Genomic DNA, 16,481 nt, shown 5'->3' on the forward strand with positions numbered 1-16,481 from the left:
CAAAACACCAGGTCCAGGCGTTGATGTTGTCCAGACCATTGACATGTCGGCGCCACGATGTTGAATTCGGTCACGTTGTGTTGCGCGACTCTGGTGACTTGAGTGACCCATGGAGGACATGTGACGCCTCGCCCACCCCGTCTCACCGCGCTCGGCGCGGTCGCGAGTCTGCTCGTCGGTGGCCTGCTGACCGCCGCGCCGGCCGCCCAGGCCGCCGACAGCGGCCGGACGGACGCCCTGAGGAATGCCGCGACCGGCCGACGCACTCCGGCCATCACCCCGACCCCGCAATCGGTCAAGACCCGGTCCGACCGGATCACGATCAGCCCCACCGTCACCCTCGTGACGGGCGACACCTCCGACGAACCCTCCGTGAAGGTGGTCGAAGCCGCACTGCGCCGCGCCGGCGCGCAGCGGATCGTACGGAGCGACAGCCCCGGTAGAAGCGGACTGACCGTCCACATCGGTGTCTCCGCCACCCTCGCGGACCAGCACATCGAAGGCCCCGACGCGCTGCCCGCCGAGGGATACGTCCTCGGTATCGGCGCCGACCGCATCGTCCTCGCGGGCAAGGACACCACCGGCACGTACTACGCCGCCCAGACCCTCCGTCAGATCCTGCCGCGGCAGAACCACCCCGGCGCCAAGGTCGACGGGCTTGCCGTACGCGACTGGCCGGGCACCGCGCTGCGCGGCGTCATCGAGGGCTTCTACGGCACCCCTTGGTCCCATGCGGCCCGCCTCCACCAGCTCGACTACTACGGCGAGCACAAGATGAACATCTATGTGTACTCGCCGAAGGACGACGCGTATCTCCGCGCGAAGTGGCGCGACCAGTACCCCGCCGATCAGCTGGCGCAGATCAAGGAACTCGCCGACCGGGCCGTGCAGCGGCACGTCGAGTTCACCTATGCCCTCTCGCCCGGACTTTCCGTCTGTTACAGCTCCGACGCCGACGCCAAGGCGCTCGTCGACAAGTTCCAGACGATCTGGGACATCGGTGTACGCACCTTTGCCGTCCCGCTCGACGACATCAGCTACACCGACTGGAACTGCGCGGCGGACAAGGAGAAGTGGGGCACCGGCGGCGGTGCGGCAGGTGCCGCGCAGGCGTACCTCCTGAACAAGGTGAACAAGGAGTTCATCGCCACGCATCCGGGCGCCCAGCCGCTCCAGATGGTGCCCACCGAGTACTACAACGTCTCGGCCTCGGCCTACAAGAAGGCGCTTGCCGAGCAGCTCGACCCCGATGTCCTCGTCGAGTGGACGGGTGTCGGCGTCATCGCGCCGACGATGACCGTCGCCCAGGCCAAGGCCGCCCGCACGGTCTTCAACCACCCGATCCTGACCTGGGACAACTACCCGGTCAACGACTACGTCACCGACCGGCTGCTGCTCGGCCCGTTCAACGGCCGTGAGAAGGGGCTGCCGGGGGAGCTGGCCGGGATCACCGCCAACCCGATGATCCAGCCGTACGCCTCGAAGCTCTCGCTCTACACGGTCGCGGACTACTCCTGGAACGACGCCGCGTACGACGAGCGGGCCTCGTGGCTGCAGGGGCTCAAGGAGTATGCGGGCGACGACGCCCGCACCGAGAAGGCGCTGCGGGCCTTCGCCGACATCAATTACAGCTCTGCCCTGAACAAGCAGGAAGCACCCGACCTGACAGCCGAGTTCGACCGCTACTGGCAGTCCGGCGACGCGGCCCGGCTCACCTCCGTGCTCCGTGACCTGGGCAACGCACCGGACCGCCTGCGCAGCAGCCTCCGGGACCGCGGGTTCATCGACGACTCCGGCCCCTGGCTGGATGCCACCGAGGCCTGGGCGACCGCGACGCGCACGGCTCTGCGCATGGTCGAGGCGGCCCGCGCCGGAAAGGGCACGCAGGCCTGGGAGCTCCGCCAGCAGCTGCCCGCACTCGTCGCCGAGGCGAAGTCCTTCACCTACACGGGACTTGACGGCCGCAAGGTGCCGGTCATCGTCGGCAGCGGTGTGCTGGACGGTTTCATCGACAAGGCGAATGCCGAGCACGACCGGATCATCGGTGTGAGCGGCAGGCCCACGGCATCGACGAGCCTCGGTACCTATCAGACCAACGCCGTTGCCCGGATGCTCGACGGCGACGACTCGACGTACTTCTGGAGCGACGCAGCCCCCGCGGCCGGTGATCAGGTGACCGTCGACCTGGGCCGGGCGCGGGAGATCGGCGACATCACCCTCGCCATGGCGAAGCCCGGCAGCACCGGCGACTACCTCCACGACGGCGTGCTGGAGTACTCCGTCGACGGGCAGAGCTGGCAGCAGCTCACCACGTTCTCCGGAGAGCCGGACGTCACTGCGACCGTCCCCGCCGGTACGAAGGCCCGCTATGTGCGGGCGCGGGCGACCGCGGGTCAGACGAACTGGCTTGTCGTGCGTGAGTTCTCCATCGAGCTGAAGGACGGTGCGGTGGCCGGCGGACCGCCCGCCGCCACCGGATCCACCCTCCGCTCGGCGGCCGACGGCGACCCGGGCACCGTCTACCGGGCGGCGCGCGCGCCCGAGGCCGGTGAGGCGCTGGAGCTGGGGCTCGGCTCCGCACGCTCCGTCGGGTCCGTGACCGTCCTGCAGCCGGCCGGGTCGGACGCCCTCGCCGACATCCAGCTGCGGGGCGCCGACGGAACCTGGCACACCGTCGGTGAGCTCGACGGCCCGTACGCCAGGGTGAATACGACCGGTCGCACAGCTGATGCGGTACGTCTCGCCTGGCGCGCCGGGTCGGCGGCGCCGCAGATCGCCGAGCTGGTGGTCGGCTGAACCGGTAAGGGCCGTCGGAGCGGCCCTCGACACCGGCCGGCTCTGCTCCGACCGGCCGCGCGCCCGGCATCCCCGGACCTCCCGGGGCGTGCCGGGCGCGCAGTCATGTCCCGGCCCGGCCGAATCGGTCCGGGCAGGCTGTTCCCAGTGTGGCAAGCGACCGCTTAGTATGCGCCGGAGCAGTGGTAATGCCGACAGTGTTGTGGAGGCCCCTCATGCAGGCATGGCGAGTGCACCGGAACGGCGAGCCGAGCGAGGTGATGCGGCTCGAGGAGACGGACCGGCCCACGCCCGGCGACGGGCAGGTGCTCCTCAAGGTGCTCGCGGCGAACATCAACTTCCCGGACGCGCTGCTCTGCCGCGGCCAGTACCAGGTGCGGCCGCCCCTGCCGTTCACCCCGGGAGTCGAGATCTGCGGCGAGACGCCGGACGGGCGCCGGGTCCTCGCCACCCCCGCCCTGCCGAACGGCGGCTTCGCCGAGTACGTCGTCGCGGACGAGGCGGCTCTGCTGCCGGCCCCGGAGGCCCTGGACGACGCCGAAGCGGCCGCTCTGCACATCGGCTACCAGACGGGCTGGTTCGGACTGCACCGCAGGGCGCACCTCCAGGCGGGCGAGACCCTCCTCGTACACGCCGCGGCGGGCGGTGTCGGCAGCGCGGCCGTCCAGCTCGGCAAGGCCGCCGGGGCCAAGGTCATCGGTGTCGTCGGAGGCCCCGAGAAGGCCAAGATCGCCCATGAGCTCGGCTGCGACCTGGTCATCGACCGCCGCACCGAGGACATTGTCGCGGCGGTCAAGGAAGCCACCGGCGGCCGCGGCGCCGATGTCGTGTACGACCCGGTCGGCGGCGACGCGTACGCCAAGTCCGTGAAGTGCATCGCCTTCGAGGGCCGGGTGATCGTCGTCGGCTTCGCGAGCGGCGTCATCCCCACCCCCGCGCTCAACCACGCTCGTCGGGCTCCACTGGGGTCTGTACAACACCAAGGACCCGGCCGCGGTCCGCGCCTGCCACCAGGAGCTCACCGCGCTCGCGGCGCGCGGCGTCATCAAGCCGCTGATCAGCGAGCGTGTCGCGATGGGCGGGGCGGCAGATGCCGTCCAGCGTGTCGCCGACGGCACGAGCACCGGCCGTATCGTTGTCCTTCCGGCAGGAGCCGCCCGATGACGACGATCGACGCGGCCGAACTCCGCCGCCGCACCCGGGAGCTGCTCGCCGCACACCCCCCGGCCACCACCGGGCGCACGGACTTCCTGAGGGCCCGCTTCGACGCCGGCCTCGCCTGGGTGCACTATCCGGCCGGGCTCGGCGGACTCGACGCACCGCGCTCCCTGCAGCCGGTCGTCGACGCCGAACTCGCCGCAGCGGGCGCCCCCGACAACGACCCGCGCCGCATCGGCATCGGCCTCGGCATGGCCGCCCCCACGATCCTCGGCTTCGGCACCGACGAGCAGAAGCAGCGCTTCCTGCGCCCCCTGTGGGTCGGCGAGGAGGTGTGGTGCCAGCTCTTCAGCGAGCCGGGCGCCGGATCCGACCTGGCCGCACTGGGCACCCGCGCCGTGCGCGAAGAGGCCGACGGGGACTGGATCGTCGACGGTCAGAAGGTCTGGACGTCCAGCGCCCATGTGGCCCGCTGGGCCATCCTCATCGCCCGCACCGACCCGGACCTGCCCAAGCACCGCGGCATCAGCTACTTCATCTGCGACATGACCGACCCGGGTGTCGAGGTACGGCCTCTGCGTCAGATCACCGGCGAGGCCGAGTTCAACGAGGTCTTCCTCACCGGCGTACGCATCCCCGACAGCCGACGGCTCGGCCCGGTCGGCGCCGGCTGGAAGGTCGCCCAGACCACCCTGATGAACGAGCGCGTCTCGATCGGCGGATCCCGGATCCCGCGCGAGGGCGGCATGATCGGCCCGGTTGCCAGGACCTGGCGCGAACGTCCCGAACTGCGCACCCACGATCTCCACCAGCGGCTGCTCACCCTCTGGGTCGAGGCCGAGGTCGCCAGGCTGGCCGGCGAACGGCTGCGCCAGCAGCTCGTCGCCGGGCGGCCGGGCCCCGAAGGCTCCGGCATGAAACTCGCCTTCGCCCGCCTCAACCAGGAGATCAGCGGACTGGAGGTGGAACTCCTCGGCGAAGAGGGGCTGTTGTACAGCGACTGGACGATGCGCCGGCCGGACCTGGTCGACTTCACCGGACGCGATGCGGGCTACCGCTATCTGCGGTCCAAGGGCAACTCGATCGAGGGCGGCACGAGCGAGGTTCTGCTGAACATCGTCGCCGAACGCGTCCTCGGGCTGCCCGCCGAGCCGCGCAACGACAAGGACGTCGCCTGGAAGGACCTGTCCCGATGACAGCACAGACCGAAGAGACCGTGGCGCCCGATCTGCTGTACTCGGAGGCCGAGGACGACCTGCGGTCCGCCGTACGGTCGTTGCTCGCCGACCGGTCCGACGCGCCGACGGTGATTGCCCGCATCGAGTCCGACACGCCGTACGACCCGCAGCTGTGGAAGGCTCTCGGCGCCGACATCGGCGCCGCCGGGCTGCTCGTGCCGGAGAAGCTCGGCGGCCAGGGCGCGAGTCATCGCGAGGCTGCGGTGGTCCTGGAGGAACTGGGCCGCAGTGTGGCGCCCGCCCCCTATCTGACCAGCGCGGTCGTCGCGACCGAGACGCTCCTCGCCCTGGGGAGCGAGGACGGGCCGGTCGCCGAACTGCTCGGCGAGCTGGCCGCAGGACGCAAGGTCGCGGTCCTCGCCGTGCCGTTCCCCACGGCCCCGGAGAGCAGCTCGGCGGCCGAGGCCGTGACCGGCACCCTGGACGGCACCGTCACCGCGGTCGCCGACGCGGCCGCAGCCGATGTACTGCTCGTGCCGACCACCGACGGCCTGTACGCGGTCGAGGCGGATGCGCCCGGCGTCACCGTCGAGCCGCTCGTCCCGCTCGACCAGACCCGCCCGCTCGCCACCGTCACCCTCACCGCCGCCACCGGAACCCTCCTCGCCGACGCGGAAGCGGCACGCCCCGCCGTACGCCGCGGGCTGCTCGCCGGTGCCGGACTGCTCGCCTCCGAGCAGCTGGGCCTCGCCGAGTGGTGCCTGACCGAGACGGTCAGGTACACCCGCGAACGGCATCAGTTCAACCGGCCCATCGGCTCGTTCCAGGCGCTCAAGCACCGGATGGCGCAGCTCTGGCTGGAGGTCGTCTCGGCCCGCGCCGCCGCGCGAAACGCCGCGGACGCCCTCGCGTCCGGCAGCCCCGACACGCCGCTCGCGGTGGCCGTGGCACAGGCGTACTGCTCCAAGGTCGCGGTCCACGCCGCGGAGGAGTGCATCCAGCTGCACGGCGGCATCGGCATGACGTGGGAGCACCCGGCGCACCTGTATCTGAAGCGGGCCAAGGCCGACGCGATCGCGTACGGCACGGCCGGAAGCCACCGCGAGGCGATCGCCGAACTGATGGAACTGCCCGCGACGTAACGGAACTGCGCCCACGGCGCCGGGATGTGGGGCGGGGACACGTTGTCACGTATCTCCGCCCCCTTCGTCGTTCCGGGCGGGGCGGACCGGGCGGTGCAGGGCATGAGTCCGACTGGACCAGACCATGCGGACCGGCCACACCCCACTCCGCCCCCACTCCCGTCCGCCCGGGGGAACGGCAGTCGACGGACGGTCGACGACCGCGTCAACTCTTGGCAGGTACCTGCCCAAAAGTGCCGCCCCGGACCCATACTCGGTCGCGTCCGCCCGTCCGGTCCGCACCTCGTTCCCGGGAGAATCCATGGCGTTCCCGACCCGCCGTCGCGTCGTCACCACCGCGCTTGCCACCCTGGCCGCAGGCGCAGCTGTCCCCCTTCAGCCGGCCGCGGCCGCCACGCCCGTCGCTGCGCGGCACCGCCCGCCACTACGCCCGCTGCGACAGGCCCACGCGCACAACGACTACCTCCATACGCACCCACTCCACGACGCCCTCTCCCACGGGTTCACCAGCGTCGAGGCGGACATCTTCCTCGTGGACGGGGAGTTGCTCGTCGCACACGAAGCCACCGACCTCGACCCCACCCGCACCCTCGCGTCGCTCTACCTCAACCCATTGCTGGCCAGGGTCAGGGCCAACCACGGCACGGTGTACGCCGGCTACCGCGAACCCGTGCAGCTGCTCATCGACATCAAGACGGACGGCGCCGCCGCCTACCTGGAGCTCGACCGGCAACTGCGGCGGTACCGCCGGATGCTGACCTCGTACCACGACGGCCGGGTACACGCTGGCGCAGTCACCCCCGTCATCTCCGGCGACCGGGCCGCTCGCGTCCCCATGGAGGCGCAGCGCACGCGCCTCGCCTTCTACGACGGCAGGCTCGACGACCTCGGCACCGCGGCGACGGCCTCATTCATTCCGCTCATCAGCAGCAACTGGACCGAGAGCTTCGGCTGGCTGGGCACGGGCCCGTTCCCCGCCGCCGAACGGGACAGGCTCCGCTCCCTCGTCGGCGCCGCCCACCGCGGTGGGCAGCGTGTCCGCTTCTGGGCGACGCCCGACGTTGCGGGACCCGAGCGTGACGCCGTCTGGACCGAAGTGCTGGCAGCAGGGGTCGATCATCTCAACACGGATGACCTGGCCGGGCTCGAGCGCTTCCTCCGTGCGAAGAACAGCGTTACCCGGAGCGGTGTCTGACGGACCGTACGGCCTGCGGCGGTGACAGTCAGTCAACACCCGGATGGCGGACACGCCAGTCCGCCGGATGGCCCCTTCGTTACGCCACACTGGCGGCCGAATGCCGCATTCCGGCGCGGCGGAGGAGGTTGGCCATGGCCATTTCGGTCTCACTGGTGCTGTTACTGCTGGTCCTTGCGGTGATCTTCCTCCGCAACGGCGGACTGAAGCTCTCGCATGCGATCGTCTGCGCGCTGCTCGGGTTCTTCCTGGCCGGGACGAGCATGGCGCCGAGCATTCAGGAGGGACTGACGGCCACGGCCGACGTCGTCAGCAGCCTCGCGCCCTGATCGGACTCGTTGTGCCGCCGTGAAGTGGTCATGAAACACATGGCACTTCCGTGGACACCTCATGGTGGTTGCTCCGGCGCCTGGCGGCGGTGCGACCCCGTACGCAACCCGACCTCGTCGGCGACGGCGGCACCTGACACCTCGCCGCGGTCGACTTCCGCACCGGCGAACGCCGCCGACGCAGGCTGACGGGCACGGGTCCCTCGTACAAGAACGACTGGGCGCCGATCGCCATCGGTCCCGATGGCGCGGCCTGGGTCGGCGTGTTTCGACGGCGTCGTGGCGGTGCGCGACACCCGGTGACGTGCAGGGGGGCGCGGTCTGCGCGGATCAGGTGCCGACGAGGCGCGACCGGATCAGGAACCGGACCCCCTCCGGTGCCTCCAGCGAGAACCCGCTGCCGCGCCCCGCCACCACGTCGACGATCAGCCGGGTGTGCGCCCATACCTCGTGCTGGCTCTTCGACATCCAGAAGGGGACGCGCTCCGCGACCCCGTCGACGGTGAGCGAGGCAAGCAGCACGTCGGAGTTGCCGGTACGGAACTCGCCGTCCTGGTAGCACATCGGCGCACTGCCGTCGCAGCAGCCGCCGGACTGGTGGAACATCAGCGGCCCGTGGGCCTCGCGCAGCCGCCGCACCAGATCGGCGGCTGCGGGGGTGAGCTCCACGAGCGGTGCGTCCGAGGGGATCACGTGTCGGCCTTTCGCTGTCCGATACCGAGCGATGGCTCCAGGTAACCCCGTACGACGTTGCGTGGAGGTTGCACGGGAACCGCGAGCCCTGCGGGTCGCGCTCATATGAGCATCGCTTCATTACGGTTGCGTCTCGCTGTGGCGGGAGGGTCTTGCTTCTAGGGCATGTAATCGTTTCCAATCGTTCGTGTAATCGTTTCCACGAGCGTCGGTGCCGACCGCGCCGCCCTCCGGATCCGATGCTCACGGAAACCACAGGAGGTGGTCCGGCAGTGGCGAGCATCAAAGATGTCGCAGCCGAGGCGGGCGTGTCCGTCGCCACGGTGTCGCGCGTCCTCAACAGTCATCCGTCCGTCAGCCCCGACGCGAGGGCCCGCGTCCTCGCTGCTGTCGACGCGCTCGGCTACCGGCCCAACGCCGTCGCCCGGTCGCTGCGCACCGACCAGACGCGCACCCTCGGGCTGATCATCAGCGACGTACTCAACCCGTACTTCACCGCGCTGGCCCGCTCGGTCGAGGAAGCGGCGCGCGCCCTCGGGTACAGCGTCATCATCGGAAACGCCGACGAGCGGCCCGAGCTGCAGGACCACCACGTCCGTACGCTGCTCGACCGCCGGATCGACGGGCTCCTCGTCTCGCCCACCGACGGCGGTTCCCCGCAGATACTCGACGCCGCGCGCGGCGGCACCCCCATGGTCTTCGTGGACCGCTGGATCCCCGGGGTGGACGTGCCGGTGGTGCGCGCCGACGGTTGTCCCGCGGTGCGGGACCTCGTCGCCCATCTGCACCGCCTCGGCCACCGCCGGCTGGCGATCATCGCCGGCCCGGCTGCCACCACCACCGGCAGCGAGCGCGTGGAGGCCTTCCGCGACGCCTTGGGTGAGCACGGGCTTCCGCTGCCCGATGCCTACATCGGTCAGGGCGACTTCCAGGCGGACAGCGGACGCCGCGCCACCGAGCGGTTCCTGGCCCTGCCCGAGCCGCCCGACGCGGTCTTCGCCGCCGACAACCTGATGGCTCTCGGCGCACTGGACGCGATCCGTGCGCGCGGGCTGCGGGTTCCGCAGGACATCGCGCTCGCCGCGTTCGACGACATCCCGTGGTTCGTCCACACCGATCCGCCGATCACGGCGATCGCCCAGCCGACCGGAGACCTCGGCCGAGCCGCCGTACGGGCGCTGGTCGACGTCATCGAGGGCCGGCCCCCGCAGTCCGTCACCCTTTCCGCCCATCTCGTCGTACGCAGGTCGTGCGGCGAGCCCGCTTCGAACCGGAGGAGCAACCTGTGAGCAGCCAGGACGAGTTGCTGCGCATCGAGGGAATACGAAAGACCTTCCCCGGCGTGGTCGCGCTCGACTCCGTCGATTTCGACCTGCGCCGCGGCGAGGTGCATGTCCTGCTCGGTGAGAACGGCGCAGGCAAGAGCACGCTGATCAAGATGCTTTCCGGGGCCTACCGCCCGGACAGCGGACGGATCCTGGTCGACGGGAACGAGGTACGTGTCCACGGCGCCCAGGACGCCGAACGGCTCGGGATCGCCACCATCTACCAGGAATTCAACCTGGTGCCCGAGCTGACCGTCGCCGAGAACATCTTCCTCGGCCGCCAGCCGCGGCGCTTCGGCATGATCGACCGCAAGAAGATGGAGGCGGACGCCGAGGAACTCCTGCGCCGGGTCGGTGTGCGCGTCTCACCGAAGGCCAAGGTGCGCGAACTGGGCATCGCCCGGCTCCAGATGGTGGAGATCGCCAAGGCGCTCAGCCTGGACGCCCGTGTCCTGATCATGGACGAGCCCACCGCCGTGCTGACCAGCGAAGAGGTGGACAAGCTCTTCCGGATCGTCCGGCAGCTGCGCGCGGACGGCGTGGGGATCGTCTTCATCACCCACCACCTGGAGGAGATCGCGGCGCTCGGCGACCGGGTCACCGTTCTGCGTGACGGCCGCAGCATCGACCAGGTGCCCGCCTCGACCCCCGAGAACGAGCTCGTGCGGCTGATGGTCGGGCGCAGCATCGAGCAGCAGTACCCGCGCGAACGCCCGGAGACGGGCGAAGCGTTGCTCTCCGTGCGCGGGCTGACCCGCGGCGGCGTCTTCCACGACATCAGCTTCGATGTGCACGCCGGAGAGGTCGTCGGACTCGCCGGACTTGTCGGCGCCGGCCGCACCGAGGTCGTCCGCGCCGTCTTCGGCGCCGACCCCTACGACGCAGGGAGCGTCGAGGTGCGCGGCGAGCGGCTGGGCAAGGGCGACGTGAACGCAGCCATGGGCGCCGGGATCGGGCTCGTGCCGGAGGACCGCAAGGGGCAGGGCCTCGTGCTCGACGCCTCGGTGCAGGAGAACCTCGGCCTGGTCACGCTGCGTTCGGCCAGCCGCGGCGGTCTCGTGGACCTCAAGGGGCAGCGCACCGCCGCCGCCCGGATCTCCAAGGAGCTCGGCGTACGGATGGCGGGCCTCGGCCAGCACGTCCGCACTCTCTCCGGCGGCAACCAGCAGAAGGTCGTCATCGGGAAGTGGCTGCTCGCCGACACCAGGGTGCTGATCCTCGACGAGCCGACCCGAGGCATCGACGTCGGCGCGAAGGTCGAGATCTATCAGCTCATCAACCAACTGACGGCCTCAGGCCATGCGGTCCTGATGATCTCCAGCGACCTACCCGAAGTCCTCGGTATGAGCGACCGGGTGCTCGTCATGGCCCAGGGCCGGATCGCCGGCGAACTGCCCGCGCACGAAGCGACCCAGGACGCGGTGATGGCGCTCGCCGTGAGCGCCCCGTCCGTAACAACCACCCCAGATGTGAACGATGAAGTGGAGGGCTCCCGTGGCCACTGACACGCTCAAGAGCAATACGGGCGCAAGTGGCGCCTCGGCGCTCCGCCGCATCCTGCTCGACAACGGCGCACTGAGCGCCCTGGTGGTCCTGGTAGTGGCGATGTCGCTGCTCTCCGGCGACTTCCTCACCACTCAGAACCTGCTGAACGTGGGTGTGCAGGCGTCGGTGACGGCGATTCTCGCGTTCGGCGTGACCTTCGTCATCGTCTCGGCAGGTATCGACCTGTCCGTCGGCTCGGTGGCGGCGCTCTCGGCGACCGTACTCGCCTGGATGGCGACGTCGGAGGGCGTCCCCGTGTGGATCGCGGTGCTCCTCGCCGTGGCCACGGGCATCGCCTGCGGTCTCGTCAACGGCGTCCTCGTCTCGTACGGGAAACTCCCGTCGTTCATCGCCACGCTGGCGATGCTCTCGATCGGCCGCGGCCTGTCCCTCGTCATCTCGCAGGGCAGCCCGATCCCCTTCCCCGACTCCGTCTCGGTGCTCGGCGACACGCTCGGGGGGTGGCTGCCCGTCCCCGTCCTCGTGATGGTCGCGATGGGGCTGGTGACGGCGGTCATCCTCGGGCGCACGTACATCGGCCGTTCGATGTACGCCATCGGCGGCAACGAGGAAGCGGCCCGGCTCTCGGGCCTGCGCGTCAAGCGGCAGAAGCTCGTCATCTACGCCCTGTCCGGACTCTTCGCCGCTGTCGCGGGCATCGTCCTCGCCTCCCGCCTGGTCTCCGCGCAGCCGCAGGCCGCGCAGGGTTACGAGCTGGACGCGATCGCCGCGGTCGTCATCGGCGGTGCCAGCCTCGCGGGCGGCGTCGGCAAGGCTTCCGGAACCCTGATCGGCGCCCTGATACTCGCCGTGCTCCGCAACGGCCTCAACCTGCTGTCCGTCTCGGCCTTCTGGCAGCAGGTCGTCATCGGTGTCGTGATCGCGCTCGCGGTCCTGCTGGACACGGTGCGCCGGCGGGCCGGCGGTGGGTCCACGTCGTCGGCGTCCTCGTCCGGTGCTTCCGGGCCCCGGGGCAAGGGAGCCGCGAAAATCGCGATCGCCGCGGTGTGCGTGGCGGCCGTCGTCGCCGCCGTGTCCTTCTTCAACTCCGGCAACTCCGGTACGACCACCAAGGTCGGCATGTCGCTCTCCACGCTCAACAACCCCTTCTTCGTCCAGATGAAGGCGGGCGCGCAGGCCGAAGCGAAGGACGCGGGAGTCGACCTCACTGTGACGGATGCGCAGAACGACGCGTCGCAGCAGGCCAACCAGCTGCAGAACTTCACCGGCGCAGGTATGCAGTCGATCATCGTCAATCCGGTGGACTCGGACGCGGTGGGACCCGCGGTGCGGGCCGCCAACAAGGCCGACATCCCGGTGGTCGCCGCCGACCGCGGCGTCAACAAGGCGGACACGGCGACGCTCGTCGCCTCCGACAACGTCGCGGGCGGCAGGCTCGCCGCGAAGGCGCTGGCCGACAAGCTCGGCGGCGAGGGCGACATCGTCGTCCTCCAGGGCACCGCGGGCACCTCCGCCAGCCGCGAGCGCGGCAAGGGATTCACCGAGGGTCTGAAGGCCTACCCGGGGATCAAGGTCGTCGCCTCCCAGCCCGCGGACTTCGACCGCACGAAGGGCCTGGACGTCATGACCAACCTGCTGCAGTCCCACCCGCGCATCACCGGCGTCTTCGCCGAGAACGACGAGATGGCGCTCGGCGCGGTCAAGGCGCTCGGCAGCAAGGCCGGCAAGTCCGTCGACGTCGTCGGGTTCGACGGCACCCCCGACGGTCTGAAGGCGGTCGCCGCGGGCACCCTGTACGCCTCGGTCGCCCAGCAGCCGAAGGAACTCGGGAAGATCGCCGTGCAGAACGCGGTCGAGGCCGCGCGCGGCAAGCAGGTCGACAGCACGGTCAAGGTGCCGGTGAAGGTCGTGACGGAGAAGAACGTCGCCGACTTCTCCTGACCAGCCCCACCCCCGTACCTCAGTGAAAGGAGGACAGCGATGCGCGACTACGACCTGCTGGTCGTGGGGTCGGCCAACGCCGACCTGGTGATCGGCGTCGAGCGTCGACCCGCGCCGGGCGAGACCGTGCTCGGTTCCGACCTTGCCGTCCACCCCGGCGGCAAGGGAGCCAACCAGGCCGTCGCCGCCGCCCGCCTCGGCGCCAGGACCGCGCTGCTCGCCAGAGTCGGCGACGACGCCCATGGGCGGCTGCTGCTGGAATCACAGCGCGCGGCCGGTGTCGATACCGGTGGCGTCCAGGTCGGCGGTGCGCCCACCGGCGTCGCGCTGATCACGGTGGACCCGTCGGGTGACAACAGCATCGTGGTCTCGCCCGGGGCCAACGCCCGGCTGACCCCCGGCGACATCCGGGCCGCCGACGGCCTGCTCGCCGGCGCCCGGGTCGTCTCGGCGCAGCTCGAGATCCCCCTGGAGACCGTGGCCGAGGTGGCACGCACCCGGCCCGCCGGTTCCCGGTTCGTACTGAATCCGTCGCCGCCCGCGCCGCTGCCCGCGGACGTACTCGCCGCCTGCGATCCGCTGGTCGTCAACGAGCACGAAGCCCGGTTCACGCTCGGCGACGCCGCGGGGCCGGGCCCCGAGGACTGGGCGCGGGAGCTTCTCGCGCTCGGCCCGCGATCGGTGGTGGTCACGCTGGGTGCGCAGGGCGCGCTGGTCGCCGACGGCCGTACGGGCACCGTGGTGCGGGTCCCGAGCCCCCGGGTCGACGCCGTGGACACCACCGGCGCCGGTGACGCCTTCACCGCCGCCCTGGCCTGGCGGCTCAGCCTGGGCGAGGACCTCGCGACGGCTGCCGCCTTCGCCGTGCGGGTGGGCGCCGTCGCCGTCACCAGGGAAGGCGCGCAGGCGTCCTTCCCGACCGCCGAGGAGGTCTCCGCGCTGTGAAGAAGGCAGGAATCCTCAACCGTCATCTGGCCGGGGCACTGGCCGAACTGGGCCATGGCGACAGGGTCCTCGTCTGCGACGCGGGCATGCCCGTCCCGGCCGGTCCGCGCGTCGTCGACCTGGCCTTCCGCGCCGGGATCCCTTCCTTCGCGGACGTGCTCGAAGGGCTGCTGGACGAGCTGGTGATCGAGGGCGCCACGGCCGCACGCGAGGTGCGGGAGGCGAATCCTGCGGCCGCCCGGCTGCTGGCAGGGTGCCTCCCGGATCTGGAGCTGGTCGCACACGACGAGCTCAAGGTGCTGTCGGCAGGGGCGCGGCTGGTGGTACGTACCGGAGAGGCGCGGCCCTACGCGAACGTGCTGCTGCGCTGCGGCGTCTTCTTCTGATACGCGTGCGTACGAGTGAGGCCCGGCACGCGGTGCCGGGCCTCACTGCGTGTCCTGGCGGTCCGACAGCTCAGCGCACCCGCGCCGCCTGTGCTGCCGACACCGAGGCCCAGGGTACGGGCCACCCCGAACCGCCCCCGTGGAACTGCGGCTGCTCCGGGCTCCCCGGGTGGTGCTCTCATCCCATGTGGCCGGGGTGATCGGGGAGACCCTGATCCGGATCGCCCTGGCGGCCGTCCAGAGTGTCGTCGACCCCCTCGACGGCAGACCCCTTCGCGACGATGTCTCCTGACTCGGCGCGGCGACCAGCCCCGACGTGCCACCCCGGCCGGGCGGCGGTAAGGCCGGCCGCCGCTGGCCCCACTGAGGTCACCCAGCCGTGGCGGACGTTCCACGTGCCGCCGTCGGCGCTCGCGCCGCGCAGGCCGTACAGGACGTTTTCTCCGGCGAGCGCGAGCAGGCGGGCATCCTGGAGTGAGGCGAAGGCCACCGTACGGTCAGGGGCCCAGTCGGTGCTCCGGCGCAGGCGACGGGCCAGTCGGGCGAAGCCGAGGGGTGGCTGCGACGACCCAGGCGTCAGGTGTCTCACTGGTCAGCCTCGTCGCGGGGCGTAGCCAGGAGGCCGCCGACTCGGGCCAGTCGACCATGGCCAGGACCGTTCCGCCGCCGGCCCGCCAGGCGGTGCTGAAGGTTTCGGCCGCTGCCCGGGACGCGTCGTCGCGGCTGTGGCCGACGGACACGGTCTCGATGCGGGACCCGGGGTACTTCAGCAGCCCCATGAGTGCGGCGAGTTCGGCCTCGGTGTGCGGGGACGGTAGTGGCGGGTCGCTGTGTTCGGCGAGATCCGAGGCGGGGATCAGAGGTGAGCGGTCCTGCCTCCGGTCCTCGATGGTGTCCATGGCTGAGGCGCTCTGCCGGTTCTGTTTCCAGCGGGTGTAAGACCCACCGGCAAATGGATCACTTGAGGCGTCGGGTGGTGGGGCGGCCGTCCCAGCGGTAGCGGCTCGTCGAGCGTCGAATGAGCATGCGGAGCGTGACGAGGGCGGCGGCGAGGTAGAGGTAGAAGTCCACGACATCGCCGCTCCTCTCGGTGCAGCGCCGCAGCTTGCCGTAGTCGTTCATCCACGAGTGCGTGCGCTCCACCACCCAGCGCTTGCCGGCCTGGATCGGGGCGGGCACGCCCTTGCGGGCGATCTCGGTCGAGAATCCCAACTCGCCGATCAACACACGTGACTTGGTGCTGTCGTACCCGCGGTCGAGGTTAACGTTGACGGCCTCCGGCATCGCACCGGCTTGCTCTTTGGCCGCTGCCAGGGGTGGGGCCGAGCAGCGGCGAGTCGTGCCGGTTCGCCCCGGCGGACACGATCCCGAGTGGAACCCCGCACGCGTCGGAGGCGACCGAGCGCTTCAGTCCCTGCTTGCCCCGGTCGACGGGCGAGCGCCCCGCTTTCTCTCCGCCGCACGGCGCCTTGGTGATGCAGCCGTCGACCGAGATTTCATCGAGGTCGAGGCCGATCATGCGGTCGTACGCCTCCAGGGCGATCCGGTGCAGCGCTTGCGAGATCCCCATCTGAGCCCACAGCTTGACGCGGCGTCGGATCGTGCGGTCGGAGCATCCGGGCGAGGAGATGCGCTCGTATCCGGAGCCGTGGATCAGCGCTTGGACGACGTGGTCGAAGACGACGCGGTCCGGTATACGCCGTCGATGGCAGCCGAGCGGATGGTCGGGGACAAACTCGGCCCGATCGGGCAGCAGGGCCCTGAACTGGTCCCAGGCGGGTTCAAGCAGGCATGATGGCAGCGCGGGCACAGTCGTCCTTCGCGGTCACAGAGCGTAGAGAACTCCATGATCACGCGGGCCTGTGCCCGTTCTGCTGCCACCCCTCA

The 16,481-nt window shown here is 70.7% G+C and carries 12 protein-coding genes and 3 pseudogenes; 12 read left to right on the forward strand and 3 right to left on the reverse strand.

Going from position 1 to position 16,481, the window contains the following annotated elements; translation table 11 throughout:
* Nucleotides 1-120: 120 nt before the first annotated feature.
* The 6 genes and pseudogenes from OHA03_RS39040 (at nt 121) to OHA03_RS39065 (ending at nt 7,798) form a co-directional block, all read left to right on the forward strand.
* Nucleotides 121-2,796 carry a beta-N-acetylglucosaminidase domain-containing protein gene (locus OHA03_RS39040; RefSeq protein ID WP_267008727.1) on the forward strand — a complete coding sequence of 892 codons (2,676 nt, stop codon included), beginning with the start codon at nt 121-123 and terminating at the stop codon, nt 2,794-2,796.
* Nucleotides 2,797-3,011: 215 nt separating this feature from the next.
* A pseudogene (locus OHA03_RS39045) lies at nt 3,012-3,960 on the forward strand (NADPH:quinone oxidoreductase family protein).
* Nucleotides 3,957-5,150: an acyl-CoA dehydrogenase family protein gene (locus OHA03_RS39050; RefSeq protein WP_267008728.1), complete on the forward strand. Its 1,194-nt coding sequence runs from the start codon at nt 3,957-3,959 to the stop codon at nt 5,148-5,150. The pseudogene OHA03_RS39045 and the gene OHA03_RS39050 overlap by 4 nt, the downstream one beginning before the upstream one ends.
* Nucleotides 5,147-6,274, forward strand: a complete 1,128-nt coding sequence (locus tag OHA03_RS39055; RefSeq protein WP_267008729.1) for an acyl-CoA dehydrogenase family protein — start codon at nt 5,147-5,149, stop codon at nt 6,272-6,274. The genes OHA03_RS39050 and OHA03_RS39055 overlap by 4 nt, the downstream gene beginning before the upstream one ends.
* 301 nt (nt 6,275-6,575) lie before the next feature.
* A complete protein-coding gene (locus tag OHA03_RS39060) occupies nt 6,576-7,469 on the forward strand; it encodes a phosphatidylinositol-specific phospholipase C/glycerophosphodiester phosphodiesterase family protein (protein ID WP_267008730.1) in 894 nt (297 codons plus the stop codon).
* A 134-nt stretch (nt 7,470-7,603) separates the two neighbouring features.
* Complete coding sequence (locus OHA03_RS39065; protein WP_267008731.1) at nt 7,604-7,798, forward strand: hypothetical protein; 195 nt, start codon at nt 7,604-7,606, stop codon at nt 7,796-7,798.
* A 330-nt stretch (nt 7,799-8,128) separates the two neighbouring features.
* Here the strand turns inward: OHA03_RS39065 and OHA03_RS39070 are convergent, their stop codons facing one another.
* Nucleotides 8,129-8,491, reverse strand: coding sequence for a DUF779 domain-containing protein (locus OHA03_RS39070; protein ID WP_267008732.1), 363 nt, complete (start codon nt 8,489-8,491; stop codon nt 8,129-8,131).
* Nucleotides 8,492-8,763: 272 nt separating this feature from the next.
* On the opposite strand from OHA03_RS39070, the gene OHA03_RS39075 reads away from it, so the two are divergent.
* The 6 genes and pseudogenes from OHA03_RS39075 to OHA03_RS39100 form a co-directional block, all read left to right on the forward strand.
* Nucleotides 8,764-9,780 carry a LacI family DNA-binding transcriptional regulator gene (locus tag OHA03_RS39075; protein ID WP_267008733.1) on the forward strand — a complete coding sequence of 339 codons (1,017 nt, stop codon included), beginning with the start codon at nt 8,764-8,766 and terminating at the stop codon, nt 9,778-9,780.
* The gene (locus OHA03_RS39080; protein ID WP_267008734.1) at nt 9,777-11,321 is read left to right on the forward strand and encodes a sugar ABC transporter ATP-binding protein; all 1,545 of its coding nucleotides are present in this window, start codon (nt 9,777-9,779) and stop codon (nt 11,319-11,321) included. Before OHA03_RS39075 ends, OHA03_RS39080 begins: the two co-directional genes overlap by 4 nt.
* A complete protein-coding gene (locus tag OHA03_RS39085) occupies nt 11,311-13,263 on the forward strand; it encodes a substrate-binding domain-containing protein (protein WP_267008735.1) in 1,953 nt (650 codons plus the stop codon). Before OHA03_RS39080 ends, OHA03_RS39085 begins: the two co-directional genes overlap by 11 nt.
* A 39-nt stretch (nt 13,264-13,302) precedes the next feature.
* Entirely contained in the window at nt 13,303-14,208 is a 906-nt protein-coding gene (locus tag OHA03_RS39090; protein WP_267008736.1) for a ribokinase, read from the forward strand.
* A complete protein-coding gene (gene rbsD / locus OHA03_RS39095; RefSeq protein ID WP_267008737.1) occupies nt 14,205-14,594 on the forward strand; it encodes a D-ribose pyranase in 390 nt (129 codons plus the stop codon). The genes OHA03_RS39090 and rbsD overlap by 4 nt, the downstream gene beginning before the upstream one ends.
* Nucleotides 14,595-14,739: 145 nt before the next feature.
* Nucleotides 14,740-14,886, forward strand: a pseudogene (locus tag OHA03_RS39100) (phosphoglycerate dehydrogenase); the annotation flags it as partial.
* Between the two features lie 205 nt (nt 14,887-15,091).
* On the opposite strand, the gene OHA03_RS39105 reads toward OHA03_RS39100, so the two are convergent.
* Both OHA03_RS39105 and OHA03_RS39110 read right to left on the reverse strand, forming a co-directional pair.
* Nucleotides 15,092-15,493 carry a hypothetical protein gene (locus tag OHA03_RS39105; RefSeq protein WP_267008738.1) on the reverse strand — a complete coding sequence of 134 codons (402 nt, stop codon included), beginning with the start codon at nt 15,491-15,493 and terminating at the stop codon, nt 15,092-15,094.
* A 58-nt stretch (nt 15,494-15,551) separates the two neighbouring features.
* Nucleotides 15,552-16,404: pseudogene (locus tag OHA03_RS39110) on the reverse strand (IS5 family transposase).
* Nucleotides 16,405-16,481: the final 77 nt, after the last annotated feature.

The organism is Streptomyces sp. NBC_00154 (assembly GCF_026342835.1).
GTDB lineage: Bacteria > Actinomycetota > Actinomycetes > Streptomycetales > Streptomycetaceae > Streptomyces.